Here is a 23,296-nt window from a genome sequence, read left to right as displayed (position 1 = left end):
GACTAGCCAACTCAGCAACGAGGAGGAGCTAACACAAAGCAGTTGCGAGCGAGAAGCCGGATGAAGGGATACTTTCACGTCCGGTTTGACGGGAACGGGAGGGGGAAGATCCCTCCCGCCACTCTACAAACTGGGACATGAGGAAACTGGGACATGAGGAAACTGGGACATGATCGGTGTCAGTTATGGAATTTCATTTGTTGGTACTTCAACTCAAAGATGGGTAATTTATCAATGTGCCCGATAGTTACTTTGATCTTGTCGGTTGAAGGGATCGATCTAAAGGCGATTTAATTTAATCACTTGCCTGGGAGGATCCTACTTGATGAAGTAGGTTAGTCAGTGTTCTTTGCGCTGGCCTAAACGAGATACTAGGTAGCAGTTGAGGTAGAAACCCGCCGAACAACCCGCCTTTGTCGATCGGACTCCTAATCTTATATGGTAAAAGTTTCAATTAATAAGTGACTTTCAATTGGGCGGGATCAACTTCCAAACAACTGGAAGTCCATTGCAAGGAAGTCACCGTGCCAGATTACTTCATCTCGACGCCGATATATTATGTGAACGACGTACCTCATCTGGGCCATGCATATACCATGATCAATGCCGACTCTTTTTCAAGGTGGCATAGAGGAATGGGCGACGACGTGTATTTCCTCACGGGCACAGACGAGCATGGCCAGAAGGTCGCAGAGTCTGCTGAAAAGGCCAATATGTCTGTCGAAGACTGGTGTGACTCCTACTCTGGTCGCTTTAGGAATGCATGGTCAAAACTAGAGGTCACATATGACGACTTCATTCGTACTACCGAGAATCGCCACAGGGTATCGGTGCAGAAGTTCCTGCAGGCGGTTTATGACAATGGGTATATCTATTTAGCCAAATACGAGGGCCACTACTGTGTCTCCTGCGAGGCTTACTATAGCGATGCTGAAATGGAATCGGGGATGTGTCCGGTCCATAAGCGACCACTTTCTGTAATGGCTGAAGAGAACTATTTTTTTCGACTTTCCGCATTTCAAGAAGATATCTTGAAGTGGTACGAAAGCGGTAATGACGTCGTATTTCCCGATTTTAGAAAGAATGAAGCCCTCTCGTTTGTAAGAGGAGGTTTACAGGACATATCTATCTCCCGTACCTCAATTTCTTGGGGAATTCCGCTTCCCTGGGATGAACGTCATGTCTGTTACGTCTGGTTTGATGCCTTGATCAATTATCTGACTGGAATAGGTTATGGAGAAGGTGGCCCAAAGTTTGAGGCGCGGTGGGCGAATTCACATCATCTTATTGGCAAAGACATTATTAGGTTTCACTGCGTCTGGTGGCCAGCTATGTGCATGGCGGCCGGTTTGAAGCCACCAACTCAGGCACTGGTGCATGGTTGGCTTCTGGTTCAAGGCGAGAAGATGGCAAAATCTGGCGGGAACGGAGTGGACCCGATCAACTTGGTAGAGACCTATGGCGTTGAGGCGGTCCGATACTACCTGATGCGCGAGCATGCATTAGGTTCAGATGGTGACTTTTCACTTGAAGCTCTTGAGCAACGTTACAACGTTGAATTGGCGAACAATATCGGTAATTTGCTATCGCGGGTAACTAACATTGTGGAGCGCTCTTTAGATTCCATCTCTCCCTCTTCGACCGGACGGGTTATCGACTCCTCGATCGTACAGGGACATGTCGATCGTGCGCGGGACTTTTGGAATGGCTATGCATCGTCCCGGGCCTTAGAGGAAGTTCAAAATCTAGTTCGATATACAAATTCGGTTCTAGAGGATAGAGCTCCATGGAAGGTCAGTGACCTAAACGAACTGGGTGAGATACTCGGAGACGCCCTTGAAGTGCTGCGTCTCGTAGCACTTTTGACCTCTCCGGTTCTAGTACGATCGTCCCGCACAATCCTGAGTGCTATTGGAATCGATCCAACAATTATAGACTTTGACTTTAGTGGTCAATTGTCCTGGGGTGAGTATCAAGGTGGGGCTAAGGTGCTAAAGGCTAAGCCCTTGTTCCCCAGAATTAGCTAGGTAGGAGTAAAATGCTAGATTTAGAACCCCTATGGTTTGATTCACATTGTCATATCCAGGAGGCACAGAGTCCAAATGAGATAATCGAGGAGTGCCGCCAAAATAATCTGGGCGGATTGATCAACGTAGGTACGACTTTCGCCACCTCTCGTCAAGCGGTCGATGTTACCTCCAAGGTAGCCCTTGACTTTGAAGGTATGATATTTGGCGCAACTGTCGGTATTCATCCTCACGATGCCGAGGAGGTTGCTGGCGATCAATTTGGGGGTTTTTCTGACTTTGCTAAGGAGGCTAAGACAAATTTCCCTGATTTGATCTGTGGAGTTGGTGAATGCGGCCTCGACTATTTTTATGACTACAGTGACCGAGCCACCCAGAGAGATATCTTTGATAGACAGATCGCTTTGGCCGCAGAGTTGGGTCTTCCGGTCGTGATTCACACTCGAGATGCCTGGGAAGATACCTTTTCCATAATGGAGAATTATCCAAATCATCCCTATGTGCTTCACTGTTTCACCGGGGGACCAGCTGAAATGGAACGATGTTTGACCTTTGAATCGATGATCTCTTTCTCTGGAATTGTCACTTTTAAAACCGCTCAATTGAATGCGGAAGCTGCCAAGATTTGCCCCATGGATAGGATTATTATTGAGACAGATTCGCCATTTCTTACTCCGGTTCCACACCGAGGGAAGCCGAATGTTCCTCACTTTGTTTCACTAACGGGTGGGTTTATCGCTAATTTAAAGGCGATGGATCCCCTTGTCTTTTCTAGGCAAACTTTTGAAAATACCCTGCGTACCTTTGCGCTAGGCTAGGAAGTTTGCTCATCTTATTTTGGCGCATTAAAGTGCTGGTTGCATAGGTTTTTGATAGTAATTGACCTTGTTTGGTCCAACTTATGGTAGTTTATATAGAGCCGCGGAGACGCCAGAGAAAAGGTAGTTTCCCCAGAGAGCGGCAAGCCAGTTCTCGTAATAATCAATACGAGGATTTAGGCGCCTTCTTGCTCGTAGCGACTAGTTGCATTTGTCCTCCATTCCGGGAGAGGACTAACTCTTTGATCTCGAGTTGCAGCTAATTGCATGCCAAAAATAGTTTTGGCCCAAAAGAAAGTGAAGCGATAACGCCCAAGACACACGAATAGTTCTATCCAGTCGTACTGAACGCTCGAAAGGTTTACACTTGACGGTTCAAAACTACTGGAGAAGTTATGTCGTATTGCCATTAAGTTTTAGCGCAACCTTAATTTCACCGCAACTTCTCCAAAATCATAACTCTACTTTTAACTCTAAAAGTGGGTCGCAAATCAGCGCGATTGCACCCAAATTATCCGATCCACAAGGCCAGAATCTCTCGCTTGGTAGGCGCAATCTATCGATCATGAGTGCAAAAGCCCTGACTAATGCAGTGGCTAATAAAAGCCATCCATCAAACGTCCCTGTAGAGGCTCTCTCGTTTGGAGCCCTTATGCCTATCGATGTGGCCTTAATTTCGACTGTGGTATCGCCAGCGATTCCAGTGACAGTTGCGTTGCCGTCAGCGCCGGTGGTAGTGCCGCCAGCGCCGGTGGTAGTGCCGCCAGCGCCGGTGGTAGTGCCGCCAGCGCCGGTGGTAGTGCCGCCAGCGCCGGTGGTAGTGCCGCCAGCGCCGGTGGTAGTGCCGCCAGCGCCGGTGGTAGTGTCGTCAGCGCTGACTCACGTCATGAGTGGCATCGGTTCTTGGTACGCAACGTTCTTTGGCAGTTGTGCTAACCTGTCGGCTCCTTTTGGGACGATTATTACGATTACTGACCTATCTACAGGCAAGTCGACTACCTGTAGGGTAGATGACCGAGGACCCTATGTAACTGGGCGGGTTATAGATCTTTCGCCGGATGTATTCTCTCAGCTGTCTTCTTTGTCGAATGGTCTGATACCCGTGAAGATCTCCTGGTAGCTAACCTTAGATAGATTGAATCTAATAATGCTAGGCGGTCTGGGTTGAATATAAAAGATGTGGGCATAACCAAGAGTGAGATCGCAGCTCTCCTTGGAGATGCCTCGCTTTCTCCGAAGAGATCACTAGGGCAGAATTTCTTAATCGATTCGAGCGTCGCAACCGCAATTGCACGCTTGGCAGATCCAGATGGACGAAGAATCTTCGAGATTGGACCTGGTCTAGGATCTCTAACCGTTTTTTTAGCAACTCTGGGACAAGACGTTGTTGTGCTGGAGAAAGATGAAAAGATTGCCGAGTCGTTACAGAAAGTATTGGCCCGCCGAGAGATCTCAAATGTTGAGGTTATAAATGGAGACGCGCTTCTCTTTGATATTCTGGGCTACTGTGATGATAGACAAATTAGAACAGTCGCCGGTAATCTCCCATATAACATATCCGTGCCCCTGATACTTTCTTTGGTTGAAAGGCCAAGCAGTTTAGAGAGTCTATCTTTCTTAGTTCAAAAGGAAGTAGCTCACCGATTGTGTGCAGTTCCTGGCGGTAAAAACTGTTCTTTTGTCTCGCTTAAACTCGCGGTCTATTGCGACTCAAAGGTTGAGTTAGACGTTTCCAATGATGCCTTTGTGCCCAAGCCAAATATTACTTCGTCTGTAATTGTATTAAAGCCAACGAGTCGTAATGTATCTCGCTATTCTTCTGGTGCAATCGATATCGCATTTTCGATTGCTAGGATTGGCTTCAGCCATCGTCGCCAGATGCTGAGAAGAAACTTAACTGATCCGATGATAAGAGCAGGTATGGTAGCGCTTGAGATTTCGCAGGAAAAGCGAGCTGAGGAAGTTACGACCACCCAATGGCTGGATCTGGGAGATTGGTTGGCGAGGCAAGGCTACCAGGGCCCTGAGAACGGAGTTGTGGACCAACAATGAGATGGTTTGGCTTAGAGCGATCTCCTAATTTACTTTACGCGCCAGCAAAATTGACTTTGGGTTTGAAGGTGATTGGTCTACGTGACGACGGATATCATTTGATCGACTCCGAGATGGTGTCGGTCTCTTTATTTGATACCTTGGAATACGAACCTGCTTCTGGTTCTGCGCTTGACCTTTCTATTGTTGACTCGTTCGGCTCTGAGGAGATTGATTTCAACATCTGCTCAGTCGCTCTAGATTCCTCCAATACCATAACAAAAGGGGCTGCATTGTTTGGAATGGGGGGCCACTGTATTGTGTACAAGAGGATACCTCCCGGTGGTGGTCTTGGTGGCGGTTCGAGTGATGTGGCAGCAATGATTAGGTATTGCACTTCAAAGTATGAACCATTGCTCAATGCCTCTGAACTTTCCAGTGCAATTCTTAGAATCGGTGCAGATGTTCCTTTTTGCGTTGGGGTCGATCGAGCTTTCATTAGCGGTATTGGTGAAGTATTTGCTCCTGGGGTGGCCCGGCGCGATAAGTTCGTATTGTTTTTGCTCCCTGTGCATTCTTCTACACCCCAGGTCTATCGACGATTCGATGAGATGGGTCCGAACCTTGACTCCTTGGGTGAGCTTGGAGAATTCGAAAATGATCTTGAATCTGCAGCGATTGCTGTGTCTCCCATCCTTGGTCGTTATCGCAGTGCGTTGACCGATCGGTTTAAAAGGGTGCCGAGCATGGCTGGCTCTGGCTCTACGTACTTTTGTAATGGAGACTTTGACGATTTGGACCTAAGGGCGATGGGTGAAGTTGCGGGTGCTGAATGGAGTTACGTTGATTTTGGCGACGATGGTCTTGGGGCGGTTTTAGCGGTTAGTGTACAAGAGGTTCATCGGTCGGATCTTGATTGAGGTTGAACTCAGTGAAGCTGATGATTGAGCCTCGATCATATTAAATAGATAATAACGGTCATCATTTTGCTCATCACCGCTGTAGTGGGTTATTTAAATGTAGCTTTTGTGCAATGATCGGGAATTTGAGTTTAGGGCCATATTTTAGCAAATGCATCTATAGCCCTAAATCAGCTATTTACCAGCCCTACGCTGCCAGCGTGTGGCCTTCATCATCTTCTTATGCTTCTTCTTGCGCATGCGCTTTCTTCGTTTTTTAATAAGTGATCCCATAGAAAGATAAAAGCTAGCCGCTAATTGAGCTCGATGTGTAATCGAAGGGCGGTTTTTAGATAATTTGTTCTCGAACCTCCTGTTTTCGTCGTTTTTAGCTTGAAATCGTCCGTAATTCCTCGATGATCGGCTTGGGAGTATTCTGTTTGTGGCTTATGAATAACTTATATTTTGATTATCAAGCTGAGAGTCTGTGGTGACGGCTGAGATCTCATGGCCATGGTATCGACCTAGCCTCGCTCATCTACTTTTTGTAGTGGTCATCATTTGGGTATCTTTGTCATTGGATTTAAGTCGATCAGCCAATTGGTCCGTTCATACCACAACGCAGCACTGTCATGGAACCAAGGCGTCGATTGGGTTCATGGCCCTAGGTGTCAAGGAGAGTAGAAAGCCAAACGCTCTGCGAACAAGTATGACATCCAAAGGTTTCTCAACTCGCTAGATCGACAAGATCGTCCACTGCACGCCCATACCACTGAAATAATTGCACATGATTTACACGAGGTCATAACCACCTTTAGGACGAACAGTAAAACAGCTATGAAAGTTCGATCTCCTTGGCGCAAGAAGAACTACCGCCCTCTATCGTTCTCAGCTCTATCGTTCTCAGCTCTATCGTACTTAAGGGGGTACGGTTGGCGTATCTCCAAAGGCCAACTCCACCTATCACTAGGAAGAGGCCGTCCACGTATTGACGTAGCGATTCCAACTATTTTGGACTCTTATGTCTAACAAGAATGTTGACCCTGAAGTGTTAACCCAAGCTATGGGGGTGAGATACAACTGTGTTGGGACCAAGACCACAGACGCTTCAGCCTCCATATCCCTTACAAGACGGTGCGTGAAGGCTCACATGGAGATGCCACCACCGCTATAGACGAGAAAATCATCAACCCTATGGCCAGTAACAGGCGTGCGACATGAGGTCGCCGAATTTAACTGTTCTAAAAGGAGGAACTTGTCATTCAGCTGGCAAAGCCCGAGCAATCAATTCCCAAAGAAATAAGGCCATAGGCAAGCTCCAACATAAGATCAGCAAGTGTAAGAATGGATCACCTAGGCATCGCCGTCTAGTTGCGGCGAAGAAGAAAGTCAACTTTAAGACAAAGCTAGCACTTTGTGATTTTGACCATCAAGTCTCGCACAAGGCGGCCAATCACGTCATTAACCACAACACCGCCACACTCATAGTTGGTGACGTAAGAGGGATAGAAAAACATAGTAAAGCCAAACGATCCATGGGTCGCCACGGTCGCCAGCAACTATTCCAGTGGTCGAGAGGACGCCAAGGGCGCTATCTACAAGAAAAGACCAAGCTAGAGTTGGTTCACCAGGACGAGTCATACTCTAGCCAAACTTGTCTAGCGTGTTTAAGACGCAACCGACCATCAGGTCGGCACTACCGATGCAAGAGCCCTATCTGTGGGTTCAGCTGTCATCGAGACGCCCTAGGAGCAATAAACATTCTCCAGAAGGCGATATACGCAGAGCACTCTCCAATTGGACTAGATACAACAATCTTAGTCACGTATCTTCGAGCTGAAAAACATTGGTCACCCGATCAACGCAAGACACACCAAAAGGTGCAGTGCCCTAAGGCCAGAGCCCGAAGTAGTGCCCAGAACCGGGCCTTGTCTGAGACATCTCAGACAAGCAAGCCGAAACTAGCGAACTCATCCACCAGTACCAATTCATTAGTACCAGACCAGTCGGTCCCGGTGGCGTGATGGGAGCGATGTCAGGGAACCCCAACCAAACAGACGGAGCCAGAAGCCCCGTCTGTAAGGGCGTGGAGGTTCACGTACCCTCTCTGTTATTTTTCGTTCATCCCGACTCATGATTCGGCTTGAGTCGGCGGTAGTGGTCGTTGGGTGATCTTTTTTTTCAATTTTCCAATTTATTAGAAAATTGCAGGTACTTTGTTTTGAGAACTTTCGCTAGACTTTTCATGTTGAATCGCGTGCGCGATCTATTGGCGGATAGTTCAATTGGCAGAACGCCTGACTTTGGATCAGGAGGTTCCAGGTTCGAGTCCTGGTCCGCCAGCAATACCAGCGATAGCCGTGCAGCGAGGTGTCTTGATCTCTAGCGCAGCTACTCAGGCTGTTTGTTTCAAAACTTTTGAGATGCTTTTGATGCGCACCCTCTGAATTGGGGTGTACTCTTATCACTGGGGTCATTAGGGCCATCGATTAGAGTTGAGTATGTGTGCAGTGGGTAAGGCCACGGCAAACCCTCAGCAGACCGAGGCCGGATAGTGCTACGGTGGTTGAAAGTTCCGCTATCGCATTCGACCAGTCGTATGCTTGATCTTTGGGCTAATATGACCGGATCAATCGAGAACTTTTTGAGGTTGTTCAGGATGCCATGACTTTGGCTTTTGGGATTCTTTGACTATTGAGACCGTGTGGCTGGGAGATTTTCCGGGAGCTGTCCTCCAGAGGGTTCTTTCTCCTGTAATCCGAAAATGATTGGCTTTTGTGCTTCTGGCCCCAAAGGACCATCCGGGGTTGAAATGGCGATTCAGGGTAATCTAGCTCTCACCATTTGAAGCCAGGGTTTTCCTGTTTTGATTTTTTAGCGGGCTTGGGAAAGTTAGGAAATTGGCAATGCCAAGGAGATGAGTGATTGGAAGCCCCGGCTTATTTACGATTTGCCCGCATGCCTGGTCGAATCTGATTAGCCAAAATCATATGAACCCGTTTGGTCTGGTGACCTAATATTTCTGTTAGAGCACTAAACAAATGGAGGTGTTCCTGCTTGATAAAGTCGGAAATTCTAGTGCCCGAGGCACGAGTAATTGCCATGGCAGTGGATTAAAAGCAAAAGAGGAGCATTATGGCTAAATGTGGACAAAGAGCCATCGAAAGAGGGTGTTGCCAGTCCTATGGCGTCTTTGCTGGAGAGGGATTGCTAAAAAACAAGGTCACTCTGGCGGGTCTCCATTTAATGGTCCAAAATTAATGTGATTTTTGGATCGGGTTGTTTCTATATGTTAGCGACTCTAAGGAAAATTCATAGAGCTTTTTGTTAAGTAGTAGTAGGTTGTTAAGCCTGTCGCCAAAGAGACCTTACCTTTTTGATATTGACATGGTATCCCTTGTCTATGACGTAGCGATATGCTCTTTTGTAACCCTGAGCCTTGTGTTCTAGGACAAACGTTCTTAGGAGTTGCGTGATCTCTTCGTCTAGATCTGCACTTTTGCGTTCAGGTGCTACGGTACGCTGCGTAGAACGATTTTGACCTGCTACTTTGCAGGCTCGTCTCTTTAGAAACCCCGAATCGTATCTGTAGTTTGCGAACTACCAAAGACGTGAGATTTTAGGGTTAGAAGTTTCTTATCGTCACCTCCTTAAGCATGGAGACATCAAGAGTTAGGTCGACAACGATGCTCTTTAGGCGACGGTTCTTTAGATTCAAGTTCAATGAGTAAGCTTTACTTTGGTTCCCTTCAATGCAGCGTAGGTACCCTTCCATCGGTACCAGGTTGTCTCGGTAACTGCAGCGCCTTAGGGCTTTTATGGCAAAGCGGCAACTTCACTTATGGTTGCACTGTCATTTAGCATCTTGTCCCCTTCGGCGATCTTCTTGCGCACCTGCGCCCTGCTTACCTTGAGTAGAACGGGTATGCCTTTTGGACTTCACAATAATTTCCTCCATCTGCATTATGGATACAAGACTCACATTGGTAGCGGATCAATTAAATGGTAGCCTTCCAACTCATTAACTAGAGTTGAAATCCTAAAAAGAGATAGTTCGTCCGCTATGATCTCAAAGGAATGAGAATGATTGATTCTGGATCGTTAAATTTCTTTGAATTGGCGAACTAGAGCTCTTTTATACGTCGGATGCGTGCATTTGGTCCTAAGATAGGTTTTTGTTTGGAAGCTTATCGGGCTTATCGTAGCGTAAATCATTGCAATGCATGGGATCAAAGGAGCAAAAACAGAGTGGGCTTCTATGCGGAAGAGACAGCGCAATGAATCAAACGATTTTGAACGCGGAGGAACTCAGTCAGGTCTATGGAACGATTACAGCCGTAGACAACTTTACTGTGAAAATTTATCCAGGTGAGCTTGTAGGCCTATTAGGTCCAAACGGTGCGGGCAAAAGTTCTACCATGCGAATGCTTACCGGTCTCGTTGCGCCTTCGAAAGGTAGCGTCACATATCGCGGTTATGACATTGCTGATGATCCCATAGATGCCCGTAGACACTTTGGTTATGTGGCTGAGCAACCTATGATCATACCTTATCTGACGGGTATTGAGTACGTGGAATTTGTTGCTGGAATGTATGGTATCGACGGCAAAACGGCTAAGTGCCGAGCAGAACCCTATCTAGAGCGATTTCGGCTGACTGGTGCCATTTACAAAAGAGCTGATCAATATTCTCACGGAATGCAGCAAAAGATCGCACTTATTGCGCAGTTGGTTCACGAGCCTGATCTCCTGTTGGCCGATGAACCGAGCGTAGGGCTAGATCCTGACGGAATCTTGGAGATGCAAAAGACATTTCGCGAATATGTGGAATCTGGTAATTCAATTCTTCTGTCCACGCACCAGCTTGAAATGGCCGAAGGAATTTGTAGTCGCGTACTCATTTTGTCCAAGGGGGTTCTGCTGGCAGATCAACGTATTGATGAAAACTTGCTCGAATCACATAGCAACCTTCAGAATTACTTTTTTTCCTTGACCAAAGGAACTGAACGATGATCTCCTTCGTCATACGTTGGCAACTCTTTTTGCTGAAACGGCAGCTTCGATCCTTTCAAAACTGGTTTCCCTTGATTATGTCAACAGTGATCCAGATGGGCGTTTTGCTCATTTTTTTTCTTGGAGGCGGAAGGAGTCTCGAAAGACCCCTTGGGGAAGTTGTTCTATTTATGTTCTTGTACTCAATGCCACAGGCCGTTGTTGGATATAGTACCCAGAAGTTAGCCACCACCCAAGGAATCATTGGTATCTCTCCACTTCCTTCTTCTGCCAAGTCGGCTTGGGTACTATTGATGTTAAGTATCAACCACTTTCTCAGCTCATTTGGTGTTGGCTTAGCCTTGGGCATATTGGTGGCGATTCGACTATCGCCATTGGGAGGTCTTGTCATCTTCCCCTGCGCCTTTGTATTCTTCTTTGGTATGCCTTTTGGGTTTTCTGCACTACTTGAATTGGTGATCAAAACATTCAAGCCAAAGGAGCCTCAAAAAGTATTTGCCCTTGCTGGCTTTTTGATAATGATGCTCGGTTTCCTCTCTTTGGCTATCTTTGGCAAGCAAAGTAAACCTTGGCTTGAGAAGGTCGGGAAAGGAATTCTTGACGTTGGAACTCTGAACACGCATGCATTTCCGATAGTGGCTGTCGCCATGATCATCGGCATTGGTGGCTATTGTTTGCGTGTCGTTGTCACCTTGCGCTCGCAAGAAGAGATCAAGGTTATGAAATTCAAGTCAACTAGCAAGATCTATCGTTCAAAGAGCGCTCCTCATGGTTTGAATAATATGCTTCATTGGGTTGAGGCCATCTACTACAAGCGACGAAGGGCTGAATTCATCGCCCCTATCCTTATGATATTTGCCTTCACCTTTTTTCAACACCATATGTGGATGTCTGGAGTGGCGATTGCTTCGGGGATATTGGGAGCTTCACAACTTCGTTACTTAACTGGGGTCAAAGGGTTGCCGTTGTTGTTCGTAGCACCCGTCTCTCTCTCGAAGGTATGGTATTCGCGCATCATCTCATCTTTGCCCGTGATAGTTGCCTTTTGGGTACTTTCACTTTTGGTAGCGTTAGCGTCATTGGGCCATTTAGCTGTCGTTGAGATGGTAACCAGTCTCGCAGTGGCCTTCGCGAGCTTCATAGCTGCTTCAGTAGTACAATTTGTCTTTCGTTCGGGCGATATCGATTCATCAAAAACAGAGAGTCCAAAAAAGCGAAGAACTGTGATAATGGTATTATCTATGGTTTTTGTGCTGGTGGCAATCCCGTTTGGGTTAGCAACTCTCTCTTATAGCCATGCGCTTTTTGGGACAATTTTGTCTTTGGCAATTATTCTTAGCTCGTTTTTCACGGGCCGCCATTTGCTAAATAATTCCAAGCCTTTGCGTTACCTTTGGGCCAATTGAAGAACGCTGGTTCCGCTTGGAAGAGACCGTTTTTTTATGATTGTCTGTCTACCGGTGATGGGCATTTTTCCAATTGTTGCTTCCAACTACTTGATGCCAAGTTGATTGTTAGAGTGACTTACTTTCGATTTGTGGCGTCAGTTTTATCGTTATGTCGCGGGTATGGTTGGCTAAATGGGTAAGAGATTGAAGGTGGCATCTTCGTTGACCTCAGCGCAAGGCCACCGATTAATTGGCCAACTGCTGGTGTGAGTTTGGCATGCGTGGTGTACAAGGAAGAAACTATTGTGAACTCCAAAGAAGATACCCTATGCATCCGAGGTCAGCTGAGCAGCTGTGCTGAAGAAGCTCACATATGAGGAGAACGTGCTCAGTGAGGGTGCAACGCAAAGTGATGTTGTCAATTTATCGTTAAAATCCAATCGCGCTGTGATCGGGATACTACTTGGTAAACATTCCTACGATGCATTTAAGGGAACCGACGGGTAACTTTCACAAAGAAGGCGAATATAAAGATCAGTGTTCTAGAGAAGATCGTCGCTGACCCAATTCTTGATACCGCAATTGCCAGGTAGCTGACGGTTGAAAACTTTTAAAACCAAATTCTCATGAGTTGGTAGTTCTAAAGATACCTTTTGCGAACTATGAGTTCGTACTGGCCTAGTTTTGGTCGTCTAATAGAACTAGCGTTTCGTTCTGGCGGCATTGAATTTAGTAGCGCCCGTCGATACCACACTTGGGTGAACTTTGAACCTATTTGCCGCACCTCTTATGGAAATGCCTTCTTTATTTGGCGAGGTTCTGATAGTCTCATATAGTTGCACTGTTAGCATCTTTTTCCATCTTTCGAGTCGTTTCCCATAAACTCAATAATAGGAAATATTGTGTCTAAGAGTGGGGCCACCTAGTCAAGCCGATTGGGGCCAAATTGCTCCGGTGTTTCCAGGGGATCTATAAAGTTCGACAGATGAATTCCTTTAGCCGACTTCTAAGGCGTTTGGCAGCGTTGATAGTTTGGACGAAGCCAATTTCAGTTCTTGGCTATCTCCAAGCAAATAATCCATCTGAGATCTCTCCGTGGTAGTATTCGAGTGATTGCAGATGGTGAATGGGCTATATCTTGGCCGTTCAGGCTTTTTGGCTGTGGCCGCCCGGGAGGGTCTCGGTGGAACGATCGGTACCATCGAGTGGAATGCTGCGACAGGTGACCCAGCCGAAGCAGGCCCTGTTGATCTCGACGAAGACCATGGGCTAGGTGTTATAGCTGCCGAGGCCAACCGTCAGACTAACACTGGTCTTAGGCCATTTGTCCATTGGCTCCTCGTGGGAAATAGCTATATGCGATTGTTCAAGATGACATTTATTGCTAGGCAAGTTCCTGCCACATTAGCCAATGACCTGATCGATTGAGAACGTATAGCTCAATGGAGAGTCCTGGGTCACAGGCTGCTACCGTTGCGGTTGCTGAATTGCAGACCACGATCAAGGGGCTGTCTCTTACTATCTTTGCGAAGCAACCTGAGTAGGCGCTAAGAGGTGTCGGTCGAGAGATCTGTATTTGTACGTGTTCTGCGCTCGCGGCAGACATGACTGGATTTTGTGAGGGTCCTAGTGAGACCTGGGCCCATAGGGCTCTATCCGATAAGCTAAGCCGCGTCGCTATTGAAGAGGCCATGAGCCACTCTCGGGTCGTCTGGATCAAGGAGGTTCGCAGCTGCCCAGTAGGATTTGCATCAGCACCAACTCCAAGGGGATTGGGACAGGAAGAGTATTTGGTGCCAGCGAGAGGAGGAGGATATAGCGATTGATCGGACTCCAATTTTGCCTCAGTAGCGGCTAAACTCGTCGTCACCGCCGCGGTTGTGGTGGTGGAGTTAGGAACACTAAGTGTTGTAGAGGTAGTTGTAATACTGGTTCGTGGCGTCAACGTAGTGCTTGAGGTCGCCACCGACGTACCACAGGCGGACAATAGGATCGTAGAACACACTAACAATTGACCTTGGGTCAGTCGCTTTCGGACCTGCCACCGGGCGTATTTGGGCGATTTCATCACTTTAAGGTTCCATGGCAAATAATTCTGTCGATAATACGGTCGATACGGATATTTCCGCTCTTTTTCGACTACATGATATTGAGTTTATCGTGACTCGATCTTTAGCTCTCCGTGACCCTTTTGCATTGCATGGTTTTGCATTCTTGCAGTTTCCTTTCCTTGACTGAAGTAGCGTGATGCACTTTGGATCTTGTGGAATGGATGGCTGATTTAACGAGAGTTCTAATGAGCCTGTGTGACCTTATGTCCTGCAGGCGACATCGGCAAGCCTTAGGTCCTTATCAGGTTGTGCCAGTTCGAAGATTAATAGGGTGCGCCAATAGTTATGGAGGGGAACCTAATGTGTTTGGTGTCGCCTTCATCTATCTCGCGCGCGAAAGGATGATAGGAGTTGGATCTAGTTCGAACCAGCAAATACACTGACGGTCACCGCTAATCATCAGCCCTCAAAAATGAACCAATTCGATGGAACCAATTCGACAAATCTATCGATCTATCTGTAGATACAGTGTGTGGAAATGAGTTCTGGGAAAGATCGGCGATCGATGCTGGCGAATTCCCAAGTCTGTTGTGGCTGCACGAGCTCATAGCCTAAGTGACCTCACGTAAAGGATCCTTTTTCTCCAAGGCACTCGTAAATCCCAAGTGACGCTAGATGCCATTTGCCAAAGCCACCCGAGACCCGGCCCCCTTCAAATCGGCCCCCTTTCGAACCGTATTAAGCCCTTATTATCGATGACATAAAGGCGCGACTGAGAGCACCGAGTTGACTTCCTCGATTGAAAATGCCTAACGGTTCAGGCTCGTGCACAACAAAGGGCATAGCTTTTTTGATTAGTGTTTCTACTTGTCACGGATTTGTAGATTTGTGCCCCGAATCTCCCTGTCCAAAGGTAATGTTTGAATCTTCGTTTTTAGAAGATCTAAAGCCTTAGGATGACGCTGAAAGAGCTGCCTACCATGACGACCATCGACTCTCTAGAACTGACTGACCGTGGTTGATTGGTCGAAAGACGAAGTAATCATTGATCCAATCAAGCGATCATGTGGGTGTTTTGGATATTGCTCTGGATTAATTGGTGTAGTTTTCTTTGGTTTTTTAGGCGAGCTTGCACCAGATGTGGCAATTACCAGATGGTCCGTTCGCTTTTTATCGTCTATAGTCGCATTATCTAGGAAGCTTGAACGATGGGTAGGATATGACTTCGCAATTAGATCGATATTCTGTGGCAGGGCTAGGGCGTCTTCGAGAGTTCTCTCACGCCGCTATGAGTGATGATTTGATCTTTGTATCGGGCACATTGGGAACCTCTGAAGATTTAGGACTAGTTGATGGTGGGATCGGACCACAGACGATCCAATGTCTGGGGAATATCGAACGGATCTTAAACGAGGTCGGATCGTCCTGGAACGACGTATTGAAGGTGAGCGTCTTCGTTGCGGATATGGCTAACTTTGATGCCATGAATCGTTCCTATGCCAGCTTCTTTGACCAGGAGCCACCAGCTCGGATAACAATCGGCGGGGTCGTCTTAGCGTTGGGCGCCGCGGTGGAGATCGAATGTGTGGCAAGGCGTCATCGTCCTGAGAGGGTCTGGAGAGCGAAAGATATTCCACGCAGGACGGGTTTTTTCGACAATGAAGGCGAGTCCCTCTATTATGAAGTTATTGGTGAAGGTGGAGTGCCGTTAATCTTGAGCCATGGTGCGGGAGGAAATCACGCTTCATGGTATCAGCAGGTGGCTGAGTTCGCTCGTGATCGTATGGTCGTAACTTGGGACCATAGGGGGTATGGGCGCTCCAGCGATCGTGCGGGATTGTCTGGACCAGAAGTGGCGGCACGAGATCTTTTGGCGTTGGTAAAGGAGCTGTCTATTGGCAAGGCAGACTTCGTCGGACAATCCATGGGAGGATGGAGCGTCGTTGGAGCTGCACTAATGGAGCCATCTTTATTTCGCCGGTTGGTCTTAGCGGATACACTAGGTGGTTTTATAACCCCTGAAATTCAAGCGGCTGTCGCATCCTCGAAGGGTTTTGAGATCCAGTCCACCGATCATCTTGGTGGTCACCCAGCCCTGTCTCTTTCGTTTACGCAAAGGTTTCCAGATCGAGCACACCTCTATCAGTGCCTATCCGCAATGGGAAGTGTCGACGGTCAGGTCATGATCCCGCGTTTGCTTGCACATACTCATTCAAAGGAAGATGCGGACTCACTCACCATGGCGATCTTATGTCTCGTTGGAGATAGAGATCCTCTCTTTCCTCCTAGATCGATTCGGGCTCTTACCGATCTTCTTCCCGATGCCCGCATTACGGAGATTACCGGCTGTGGCCACTCTCCATATTTTGAAGATCCCCAGGCGTGGAATTTTGCAGTCAGATCCTTTTTGGATAGGCAATAGTCTTTGAGATCTCGCCAATAAAAGGTCGGATCTTGATGCTTTGCAAGGGGTTTTCTTGCAAAAGGAGGGTTGTGACGGCGAGGTTTCGAGATGGAATAGCCAATTTATAGTTAGGGTTTTTTTGTGGCAATTCCTTTTGACTAATCGATTTTTTTGAGGGAGCTGCTTTGAGTAAAAGCGGCGCCCTCAAAGCATTCTTCGAATTAAAGTCAAAGTCCACTCCTTTGTCGAAGGTCATACCTTGTGTCATTTGAGGTGCCATGACGACAATGGGACTAAATCACCCACCTTTACCACCGGGGCGTAACTGTTCGCCTACAAGGCAGACTTGGATTCTTTGGCGATCTTTAGGAACTTCAGAGTTGGTTCGTCTAGGTCGGATTCGTTTCTCCAAATGGCCCTAATTTCTCGAGATAGCGAGAGGCCTTCGATTTGAACTTCGACCATTTTTCCACGTTCGATATCATCGTGGACTGCTAACCAACTAATTACAGCTGGGCCGAGTCTGCCTTCAATGGCTGATTTGATAGCCGTGGTGGAGGAGAGTTCAGCGACTGGAGTAACTAGGGATCCATGGGGTTTGAGGGATTCCTCGAGTACTTCACGGGTTCCTGAACCAGTTTCACGAAGGACGAGAGGTGTCTTTGCGAGTTGATCGATCGAAACTATCCGGTTTTGTTTTGCCCAGGGGTGGTTTGGCGCAACGACAACTACTAGACGATCGTGGTAAACGATTTGGCACTGAAGATCTTTTGGATAATCAATACCCTCGACGAAAGCTAGATTTACGCTACCGTTGGCGAGCAGACGTATGACTTCGGAAGAATTGCCCATTGTTATGGCTACTGTTAGAGCCGGATCGTGGTCGTGGAGGGCCACGAGCCATTTGGGCACTAGGTATTCGGCTACGGTCATGCTAGCACCGACTGCTAGGTGCGAGGTTTTGCCTTTGCGAAGCGCTGTCGATCCAATCTGAAGGTTGGCTATTGCAACTAGTACCACTTCCGCCCATTCCACTACTGCCAAACCATTAGCGGTCAACTGAGCTCTTCCGCTCGAGCGATCGATGAGGGTCAGCCCTAGAGTTCTCTCGAGTTCTTTAAGTCTCATGCTCGCAGCCGGTTGGCTGATCCTATGGGCTATCGCGGCTTCGGTGATCGAGCCAAGGCCTGCAACGCTCTTTAGAAGGTCAAGTGATAGAGCGTCTGGAATTGGTTCAGATAATGGCATAAGAACTACTTATAATACCATAATGTAGGCGGGTCATAGCCTCGGGTACGCGAGCCATATCGTCTTTTATATGGACCCAAATATAACGCCACCAGATACTGAACAAGCCGATGGAGATGTTGTTCAAAATCGATTTTCTCCTTCGCATCTAATGACCTTGATCCCAGGAGTTGGGGTAGCAGCTGTGATAACTGCGATTGCTACCTACCTGGGACATTTGTTCCCAATAGTCGGCTCGCCCGTCTTTGCAATACTTATTGGTGCGATATCGACGATCTTTATCAAGTTACCGTCTTCTTTTGCACCGGGGGTCCGCTTTACCTCCCGCGGAATCCTACAAGCTTCGGTAGTCCTTCTAGGGCTCGGCCTCTCACTCTCACAGGTGTTGAGAGTTGGGGCATCTTCGCTTCCTGTCTTGGCGGGAACGCTATTGGCTGCTATCGGTGGGGGTTTTTTAGTTGGACGGTTACTTAAGATAGAACCCGATATCTCACTTTTGGTCTCAGTCGGGACTGGAATTTGTGGAGCCTCTGCCATTGCAGCCATGAGCGCAACCATCGCGGCGACTGAATCTGAAATTGCCTATTCGATAGCGACTATCTTCACCTTTAACGTGGCTGCTGTCCTGACATTTCCTCTATTGGGCCACTTGATTGGCATGAGTTCACGCTCTTTTGGTCTTTTTGCCGGCACTGCGGTAAATGATATGTCGTCTGTCGTAGCGGCAGCCACGGTTTTCTCCGGAGCTTCAGTTGGATACGCAGTCATTGTGAAGTTGACTCGAACACTGGCTATCGTGCCTTTGACGGTTGGAACTGCACTCATTCGACAGCGTCGACATGAGGATCCTGCTTCGTCATCACTCGCAGTCTTTTCTCGTCAAATACGTAAGGGATTCCCTCCCTTTATACTCTTTTTCCTATTGGCAGTAGTGGTAAGTTCTATTGGAATCGTGCCAACCTTTGTACGAGTTCATGTCTCTACCGTCGCGACTGTGATGATTACCGCAGCGTTGGCTGCCATTGGGCTTTCCATCCGTTTTGATCAGATTAGGCGTGCAGGTTTCAAGCCTTTAGCAATGGGTGCCATTCTTTGGGTATTGGTGGCTGCTACGAGCTTATCCTTGCAGACATTTTTGCATATCAAGTAGGGCTATTCTTTGCCGGAGAGCGATAGAAGTCCCAAGGAGTATCCAGTGCGACTTCATAGATTTGGAGACCAAGGAGAGCTACCTGTAAAAATGGTAGCCTTTGGTCTCCAAATCATAATCTAAAGGTGTCAACTTGGGTATGGATCTACTCGAACGAGTTGATGCTTGTCGACTTCATAGACAAAACCGAAGATGTTTTGTTTGTGAGTTACAAATGGAGACGCTGCCAAACGAGCGATCGACTGACGTACGTCGTCGTAGGGATCTCTGAATGCTTCGACTGCCCAAGATGGGCGAATGCCGATCTCTCGTTCAATCTGAAATTTAAAGTCGTCGTCTGAAATCTTTTCTAGACCGCAATCTGTGTGGTGAATTAGAACTATCATATTTGTTCCGAGCGACCTTTGTGATACGGCGAGGGAGCGAATTACATCGTCGGTAACAATGCCACCCGCGTTTCTAACGATATGGGCGTCTCCGATATCGAGCCCCAATATCCCAAAGAGATCAAGACGAGAGTCCATGCACGATACGATAGTCAGCTTCATGGCAGGATGTACATCTACATGTGGTTTGACGCTCTGTGATTCGGTGTATTTTTCTGCCGCTGTGACAATTTTTATGATCTCGGTTGGATCCATCTTTCCCCCATGAGGTCGTTCAGGCGCTTTCATAAAGATTTGCAATCTTGGCCGAGTTGGGTTGATATCTTCAGATGTTGCCTCGATTTATTTGTTATTGGGTATTTCGATATCAATAGATTCACGTGCACTTGCCTCAATTGGTTTCTTTGGAAGGTCAGTTATCTACCTCTAGGTGTGTCCTTTGCGAAGCGATTCGCAAGCCTATTTTGCTGGGGTTTGCATGGGTCTCCAAATGGTCAACGTATTCCTGGTCTTATCCTTGATTCTCTCATTCTCACCACCACGCATCGCGTTCTTCGATTAGTCCTTCAGATGGAGAGAGAAACTGGCCGCTGTTTAGTCGCTCGTCGTTTCTCATCCTCCATTGCAGTGCCTTGTTTGAGTACTCCCACCCTATTGATGCTGCGTCGCTCGAGTGGTTTGCAACTAAATCGTAGATTTGGTTTGGATCCTCTTGCAAATCGAAGATAAGCGGAGGAAGTTTATCCTGGTCGGTGCCGAATGCTACGTACTTGGTCGTAGCGGATCGAATGACATTCAAGCCACAATGTGCCATTGGTATCTGAAGGATCGACTCTGCCCACTTGGTAGAAGGAGACCTAAAATCCCACTCAAAATGGGCCTCACTTCGCCAATGCGATGGAGCCCCTTGGCCATTTATAAATTGCGTTAGGGAAAAGCCATCACACTGTAGGGGCTTTTCTATCCCGAGCCATTCGCAGATCGTGGGAACAATATCTACGGATTCTGTAAAGTGCTCCACGGTATTGTTGGAAGTCGTTGTATACGGGTCGAAGATTATGAGTGGAATATGGTAACTTTCATCCCAGTAGCCAAGTTTTTCAAAGAGCCAATGATCTCCTCCCATCTCTCCATGGTCGCTAGTGAGGACGATAAGGGTTGATTCGAAGAGGCCACTGTCGCGTAGATAGCTGAATAGGATCTCCAGTTTGTCATCAACTTCGTGCTGAGCCCCGTAGTAAGTTGCGCGCATCTGGCGTTTTTCACCTTCATCATTAGGCGCGCCTACCCTGGGCAATTGCGTCGCGATAGCAGCTAGAGGATGAATAGCTGCCTCTTGTTCCTTGGTCTGTGCTCCTTTTGGGTCATCTACATCGTTCGCGTCGTATAGGTCGTGATAGCCAGGTGGATTTCGACGCGGTGGATGCGGTCTTATGAATGAGGCGTGGATAAAGAAGGGTTTGTCGCCATTTTGGTCTAGGTAGTGCGTGATCTGTTCCACCATGAAGGAGGTCTCAGAGTTTTCGGACGAAAAGCGGGTTGGGGCCCATGTTGATCCGTGGGTTGTGGCGCCGGGAAATGTCGTGTCGGGTAGGTAAAGATCGTGAGGGTTCGAGGGGACGTCTATGCCTTTTTTGGCGAGCCACTTTGCCCACATTGGACTCTTAGCTTCAAATGGATCGTGAACAATTGGACGAAAGCCGGGAAGAATGCCTTCGTATGAATAGAGTGCCGGGTCATTTTTTGGGACAGTTGACGGATCGATGCTTGTGTCGGTATAACCAAAGAGAACGGGATCATATCCTGCATCCCGGGCAAGGAGCGCGATGTTGGTGAATCTTTGTGATAGGGGAGTTCCATTTAGGACTGATCGATTTCTATGAAGATAAGTCCCTGTATACAGACAGGCGCGTGACGGTCCACAAGGGGCCGCGTTTGCCCAATGGTTTTTGAATATCGTTCCTCGCCTAGCCAATTGGTCTAGGGTTTTGGTCTGAAGAACCGGGTGACCAAGGAGGGAGATTCCGTCACCACGCCATTGATCTAGGGTTATAAAAAGTACATTTCGGGTGGGTTCCAAGTGCCGTCCTCCTTGAAGGGTCAGATTGATTAAAAGAATGGTTTTTTGAGAGTCTCGAATCGAAGCTAGAGTTTGAAACTACACAGGTGCTTTTTCCAAGGAGCTCGATGCCATGGTCTCATTTCGTCATATTTGGTGTTGCCTCTGCCTGAATTGCAAATGTACAAGCTTCTCCCAGCGTCTTTATCCGTTTGATTTATCCGTGTGGCACTTGCGAGCTTCGCATTTGGAAGCCCACCTGCCTCTATGGCTGGATTTATTAACAAATTTGGTGACTTATGACCTAAAGAGTTGGAGCCTTCCAGTCTTTTTAGATTTCGATAGGAACACTTTGGCCGACTCGAAAGATCTCTATCGGAGGTTACTTTAGTGTAAGCCCGCCATCTACAGTGATTACTTGACCGGTCATATAGGTGGCGTCGATGATAGAGCAGATAACCGTTGCGACATCTTTGGGCTGTCCTGAGCGTTTTAGCGGTGCGGTTTTGCCTACATGCTCACGAATTTGCTCCCAGTCCTTGGTCCATGGAGTATCGATCAATCCGGGCGCGACTGCATTTACTCTTACCCCATTTTCAAACGATGCAGCTAGCAGTGTTGTGAGATGGTTAATTGCCGCCTTAGAGACGGCATATGGTATCGATGAACCCGTAGGCCTTATCCCTGCGATCGAAGTGACATTGATGATACATCCTCCATTTGCTCCTAAGAGGGGATAGAACTCTTTGCACATCCACCACGTGCCCATGAGGTTGGTGTCGAGTATTTTCGCCCATACGTCGTCACTTGCTCCTTCGAGGTCTCTATGTGGAATCACCTTGGTGTACCCAGCATTATTTACAAGTACATCAAGGCCACTGACTTCGTTTTTTATAACTTCATAGAGGTTATTTCGGTGCTCTTTATCTGTTACGTCAGTTTGAACATAGCGAATCGCCCCGTTTGAGGACTCTTCCATTTCGAGTCCAGCCTGGGCGCTTCTGACCGAGGTTACATAGACCGTATATCCCTTTGCCACAAGCGCCTCTACGGTGGCCAATCCTATTCCAGATGTTCCACCTGTAACCAATGCAGTTTTCAAAGCATGCCCTTCTTCCTTGTCTAATTTGAAATTAAAACTTATCAATTTAGCGACCAAAGCTGTTTGCTTTGAATAACAAATATTAGGTTATTTGTTCGTTTGTAGAATCTGGCAGGATCTATGGGTCAAGGGCAAACCACCACCCGATGATTTGGACCTGTAATGGGGCTGGAACTTAGGTGGTCAGGGTTTATTGTGTGACCTCGTCTTGCAGGAAGGATCTGTTTTTAAAATTTGGACCTTGTCTATTTGATCTTGGGGCCCTTCTGTGAACACGTGGAGAAAGTCGTCATCGACTATTGGGCTGGCGGTTATTGTCTTACATGAAGACAGCTGCGACTTAGCAAGATTTATTTGATGGGTCGAAGGTATTGAACTACTCTTTTTTTCTGGAGGTTCCCGGGATGATCTCGCGTGAAGATGTTAATGGACTTCAAAGCCGAGTCGAGAGATTGATTGAAGAAGTCGAAGAGCTAGGTTATGCCCGCCTGATTGGAGTTGATCCAAAATTCACCAGTGAGGCCCTAGCAATCGAGAGAATTCTATCCAAAGTCCTTCGGGCGCTAAAAAAAGCCCAAGGGGATCTTACCTTGCTAGAACCACACATTAAAGAAGACGAATAGTGGCATTTGCAGCCTAACATAGCGCACGTCACATTGTGAAATGTGGTCTTGGTCTTTTTTTGTCAATAGCAAAGCATGTCATTCGCATTGACATTTGG

General features: G+C 47.4%; 19 protein-coding genes and 1 tRNA gene. 13 read left to right on the top strand and 7 right to left on the bottom strand.

Going from position 1 to position 23,296, the window contains the following annotated elements; genetic code table 11:
• The first annotated feature begins 524 nt into the window (after positions 1–524).
• The 5 genes from ACIDITHRIX25_RS000000103170 to ACIDITHRIX25_RS000000103150 all read left to right on the top strand — a co-directional run bounded on the left by ACIDITHRIX25_RS000000103170 (position 525) and on the right by ACIDITHRIX25_RS000000103150 (position 5,796).
• Complete coding sequence (locus ACIDITHRIX25_RS000000103170; RefSeq protein WP_201733642.1) at positions 525–2,027, top strand: class I tRNA ligase family protein; 1,503 nt, start codon at positions 525–527, stop codon at positions 2,025–2,027.
• An 11-nt stretch (positions 2,028–2,038) separates the two neighbouring features.
• Positions 2,039–2,845 (top strand): TatD family hydrolase, encoded by an 807-nt coding sequence (locus tag ACIDITHRIX25_RS000000103165; protein ID WP_052606533.1) that lies wholly within the window; start codon positions 2,039–2,041, stop codon positions 2,843–2,845.
• Between the two features lie 565 nt (positions 2,846–3,410).
• A complete protein-coding gene (locus ACIDITHRIX25_RS000000103160) occupies positions 3,411–3,965 on the top strand; it encodes a septal ring lytic transglycosylase RlpA family protein (protein WP_201733641.1) in 555 nt (184 codons plus the stop codon).
• 44 nt (positions 3,966–4,009) lie between these two features.
• On the top strand, positions 4,010–4,897 hold the full coding sequence (gene rsmA / locus ACIDITHRIX25_RS000000103155; RefSeq protein WP_201733640.1) for a 16S rRNA (adenine(1518)-N(6)/adenine(1519)-N(6))-dimethyltransferase RsmA: 888 nt from the start codon (positions 4,010–4,012) through the stop codon (positions 4,895–4,897).
• Positions 4,894–5,796 (top strand): 4-(cytidine 5'-diphospho)-2-C-methyl-D-erythritol kinase, encoded by a 903-nt coding sequence (locus ACIDITHRIX25_RS000000103150; RefSeq protein WP_052606536.1) that lies wholly within the window; start codon positions 4,894–4,896, stop codon positions 5,794–5,796. Before rsmA ends, ACIDITHRIX25_RS000000103150 begins: the two co-directional genes overlap by 4 nt.
• A gap of 174 nt (positions 5,797–5,970) precedes the next feature.
• Here ACIDITHRIX25_RS000000103150 and ACIDITHRIX25_RS000000103145 read toward each other — a convergent pair whose 3' ends face one another.
• Both ACIDITHRIX25_RS000000103145 and ACIDITHRIX25_RS000000103140 read right to left on the bottom strand, forming a co-directional pair.
• Positions 5,971–6,069 (bottom strand): 30S ribosomal protein bS22, encoded by a 99-nt coding sequence (locus ACIDITHRIX25_RS000000103145; RefSeq protein WP_082058765.1) that lies wholly within the window; start codon positions 6,067–6,069, stop codon positions 5,971–5,973.
• A gap of 541 nt (positions 6,070–6,610) precedes the next feature.
• Complete coding sequence (locus tag ACIDITHRIX25_RS000000103140; protein WP_201733639.1) at positions 6,611–6,781, bottom strand: hypothetical protein; 171 nt, start codon at positions 6,779–6,781, stop codon at positions 6,611–6,613.
• Positions 6,782–6,992: 211 nt separating this feature from the next.
• Here ACIDITHRIX25_RS000000103140 and ACIDITHRIX25_RS000000103135 point away from each other — a divergent pair, with 211 nt between their 5' ends.
• From ACIDITHRIX25_RS000000103135 to ACIDITHRIX25_RS000000103115, 5 genes are all read left to right on the top strand, one after another.
• Positions 6,993–7,799 carry a zinc ribbon domain-containing protein gene (locus ACIDITHRIX25_RS000000103135; protein WP_201733638.1) on the top strand — a complete coding sequence of 269 codons (807 nt, stop codon included), beginning with the start codon at positions 6,993–6,995 and terminating at the stop codon, positions 7,797–7,799.
• 246 nt (positions 7,800–8,045) lie between these two features.
• Positions 8,046–8,118: transfer RNA gene (locus tag ACIDITHRIX25_RS000000103130), tRNA-Gln, on the top strand.
• A 1,934-nt stretch (positions 8,119–10,052) separates the two neighbouring features.
• Positions 10,053–10,787, top strand: coding sequence for an ABC transporter ATP-binding protein (locus ACIDITHRIX25_RS000000103125; protein ID WP_201733637.1), 735 nt, complete (start codon positions 10,053–10,055; stop codon positions 10,785–10,787).
• Between the two features lie 77 nt (positions 10,788–10,864).
• Complete coding sequence (locus ACIDITHRIX25_RS000000103120) at positions 10,865–12,193, top strand: hypothetical protein (protein WP_201733636.1); 1,329 nt, start codon at positions 10,865–10,867, stop codon at positions 12,191–12,193.
• A 1,101-nt stretch (positions 12,194–13,294) separates the two neighbouring features.
• On the top strand, positions 13,295–13,603 hold the full coding sequence (locus ACIDITHRIX25_RS000000103115) for a hypothetical protein (protein WP_201733635.1): 309 nt from the start codon (positions 13,295–13,297) through the stop codon (positions 13,601–13,603).
• Here the strand turns inward: ACIDITHRIX25_RS000000103115 and ACIDITHRIX25_RS000000103110 are convergent.
• Entirely contained in the window at positions 13,560–14,180 is a 621-nt protein-coding gene (locus ACIDITHRIX25_RS000000103110; protein WP_152626102.1) for a hypothetical protein, read from the bottom strand. The two genes, ACIDITHRIX25_RS000000103115 and ACIDITHRIX25_RS000000103110, sit on opposite strands and share 44 nt — an antisense overlap.
• Before the next feature lie 1,265 nt (positions 14,181–15,445).
• Here ACIDITHRIX25_RS000000103110 and ACIDITHRIX25_RS000000103105 point away from each other — a divergent pair.
• Positions 15,446–16,648 carry an alpha/beta fold hydrolase gene (locus ACIDITHRIX25_RS000000103105; protein WP_201733634.1) on the top strand — a complete coding sequence of 401 codons (1,203 nt, stop codon included), beginning with the start codon at positions 15,446–15,448 and terminating at the stop codon, positions 16,646–16,648.
• 315 nt (positions 16,649–16,963) lie between these two features.
• Here ACIDITHRIX25_RS000000103105 and ACIDITHRIX25_RS000000103100 read toward each other — a convergent pair whose 3' ends face one another.
• The gene (locus tag ACIDITHRIX25_RS000000103100; RefSeq protein ID WP_201733633.1) at positions 16,964–17,878 is read right to left on the bottom strand and encodes a LysR family transcriptional regulator; all 915 of its coding nucleotides are present in this window, start codon (positions 17,876–17,878) and stop codon (positions 16,964–16,966) included.
• Between the two features lie 70 nt (positions 17,879–17,948).
• Here ACIDITHRIX25_RS000000103100 and ACIDITHRIX25_RS000000103095 point away from each other — a divergent pair, with 70 nt between their 5' ends.
• On the top strand, positions 17,949–19,028 hold the full coding sequence (locus ACIDITHRIX25_RS000000103095) for a YeiH family protein (RefSeq protein ID WP_201733632.1): 1,080 nt from the start codon (positions 17,949–17,951) through the stop codon (positions 19,026–19,028).
• A 128-nt stretch (positions 19,029–19,156) separates the two neighbouring features.
• On the opposite strand, the gene ACIDITHRIX25_RS000000103090 is transcribed toward ACIDITHRIX25_RS000000103095, so the two are convergent.
• The 3 genes from ACIDITHRIX25_RS000000103090 to ACIDITHRIX25_RS000000103080 form a co-directional block, all read right to left on the bottom strand.
• On the bottom strand, positions 19,157–19,669 hold the full coding sequence (locus tag ACIDITHRIX25_RS000000103090) for a beta-class carbonic anhydrase (RefSeq protein WP_249685838.1): 513 nt from the start codon (positions 19,667–19,669) through the stop codon (positions 19,157–19,159).
• Positions 19,670–19,946: 277 nt separating this feature from the next.
• Positions 19,947–21,494, bottom strand: a complete 1,548-nt coding sequence (locus ACIDITHRIX25_RS000000103085) for a sulfatase-like hydrolase/transferase (RefSeq protein WP_201733631.1) — start codon at positions 21,492–21,494, stop codon at positions 19,947–19,949.
• A 361-nt stretch (positions 21,495–21,855) separates the two neighbouring features.
• A complete protein-coding gene (locus tag ACIDITHRIX25_RS000000103080; RefSeq protein WP_201733630.1) occupies positions 21,856–22,575 on the bottom strand; it encodes an SDR family NAD(P)-dependent oxidoreductase in 720 nt (239 codons plus the stop codon).
• A gap of 371 nt (positions 22,576–22,946) precedes the next feature.
• Between ACIDITHRIX25_RS000000103080 and ACIDITHRIX25_RS000000103075 the strand changes: the two genes are divergently transcribed.
• On the top strand, positions 22,947–23,198 hold the full coding sequence (locus tag ACIDITHRIX25_RS000000103075) for a hypothetical protein (RefSeq protein WP_052606552.1): 252 nt from the start codon (positions 22,947–22,949) through the stop codon (positions 23,196–23,198).
• Positions 23,199–23,296 lie beyond the last annotated feature (98 nt).

The organism is Acidithrix sp. C25 (assembly GCF_904848545.2).
The sequence above is the reverse complement of the archived record's forward strand: the minus strand, read 5'-3'. Positions and strand labels throughout refer to the sequence as shown.

What these genes read in the sequence shown, in the direction of transcription:
- ACIDITHRIX25_RS000000103165 (WP_052606533.1), top strand. Translation starts at nt 2,039, where the DNA reads ATGCTAGATTTAGAACCCCTATGGTTTGATTCACATTGTCATATCCAG.
- ACIDITHRIX25_RS000000103160 (WP_201733641.1), top strand. Translation starts at nt 3,411, where the DNA reads ATGAGTGCAAAAGCCCTGACTAATGCAGTGGCTAATAAAAGCCATCCA.
- ACIDITHRIX25_RS000000103150 (WP_052606536.1), top strand. Translation starts at nt 4,894, where the DNA reads ATGAGATGGTTTGGCTTAGAGCGATCTCCTAATTTACTTTACGCGCCA.
- ACIDITHRIX25_RS000000103145 (WP_082058765.1), bottom strand. Translation starts at nt 6,069, where the DNA reads ATGGGATCACTTATTAAAAAACGAAGAAAGCGCATGCGCAAGAAGAAG.
- ACIDITHRIX25_RS000000103135 (WP_201733638.1), top strand. Translation starts at nt 6,993, where the DNA reads ATGAGGTCGCCGAATTTAACTGTTCTAAAAGGAGGAACTTGTCATTCA.
- ACIDITHRIX25_RS000000103125 (WP_201733637.1), top strand. Translation starts at nt 10,053, where the DNA reads ATGAATCAAACGATTTTGAACGCGGAGGAACTCAGTCAGGTCTATGGA.
- ACIDITHRIX25_RS000000103120 (WP_201733636.1), top strand. Translation starts at nt 10,865, where the DNA reads ATGTCAACAGTGATCCAGATGGGCGTTTTGCTCATTTTTTTTCTTGGA.
- ACIDITHRIX25_RS000000103115 (WP_201733635.1), top strand. Translation starts at nt 13,295, where the DNA reads ATGGTGAATGGGCTATATCTTGGCCGTTCAGGCTTTTTGGCTGTGGCC.
- ACIDITHRIX25_RS000000103105 (WP_201733634.1), top strand. Translation starts at nt 15,446, where the DNA reads ATGACTTCGCAATTAGATCGATATTCTGTGGCAGGGCTAGGGCGTCTT.
- ACIDITHRIX25_RS000000103100 (WP_201733633.1), bottom strand. Translation starts at nt 17,878, where the DNA reads ATGCCATTATCTGAACCAATTCCAGACGCTCTATCACTTGACCTTCTA.
- ACIDITHRIX25_RS000000103095 (WP_201733632.1), top strand. Translation starts at nt 17,949, where the DNA reads ATGGACCCAAATATAACGCCACCAGATACTGAACAAGCCGATGGAGAT.
- ACIDITHRIX25_RS000000103090 (WP_249685838.1), bottom strand. Translation starts at nt 19,669, where the DNA reads ATGGATCCAACCGAGATCATAAAAATTGTCACAGCGGCAGAAAAATAC.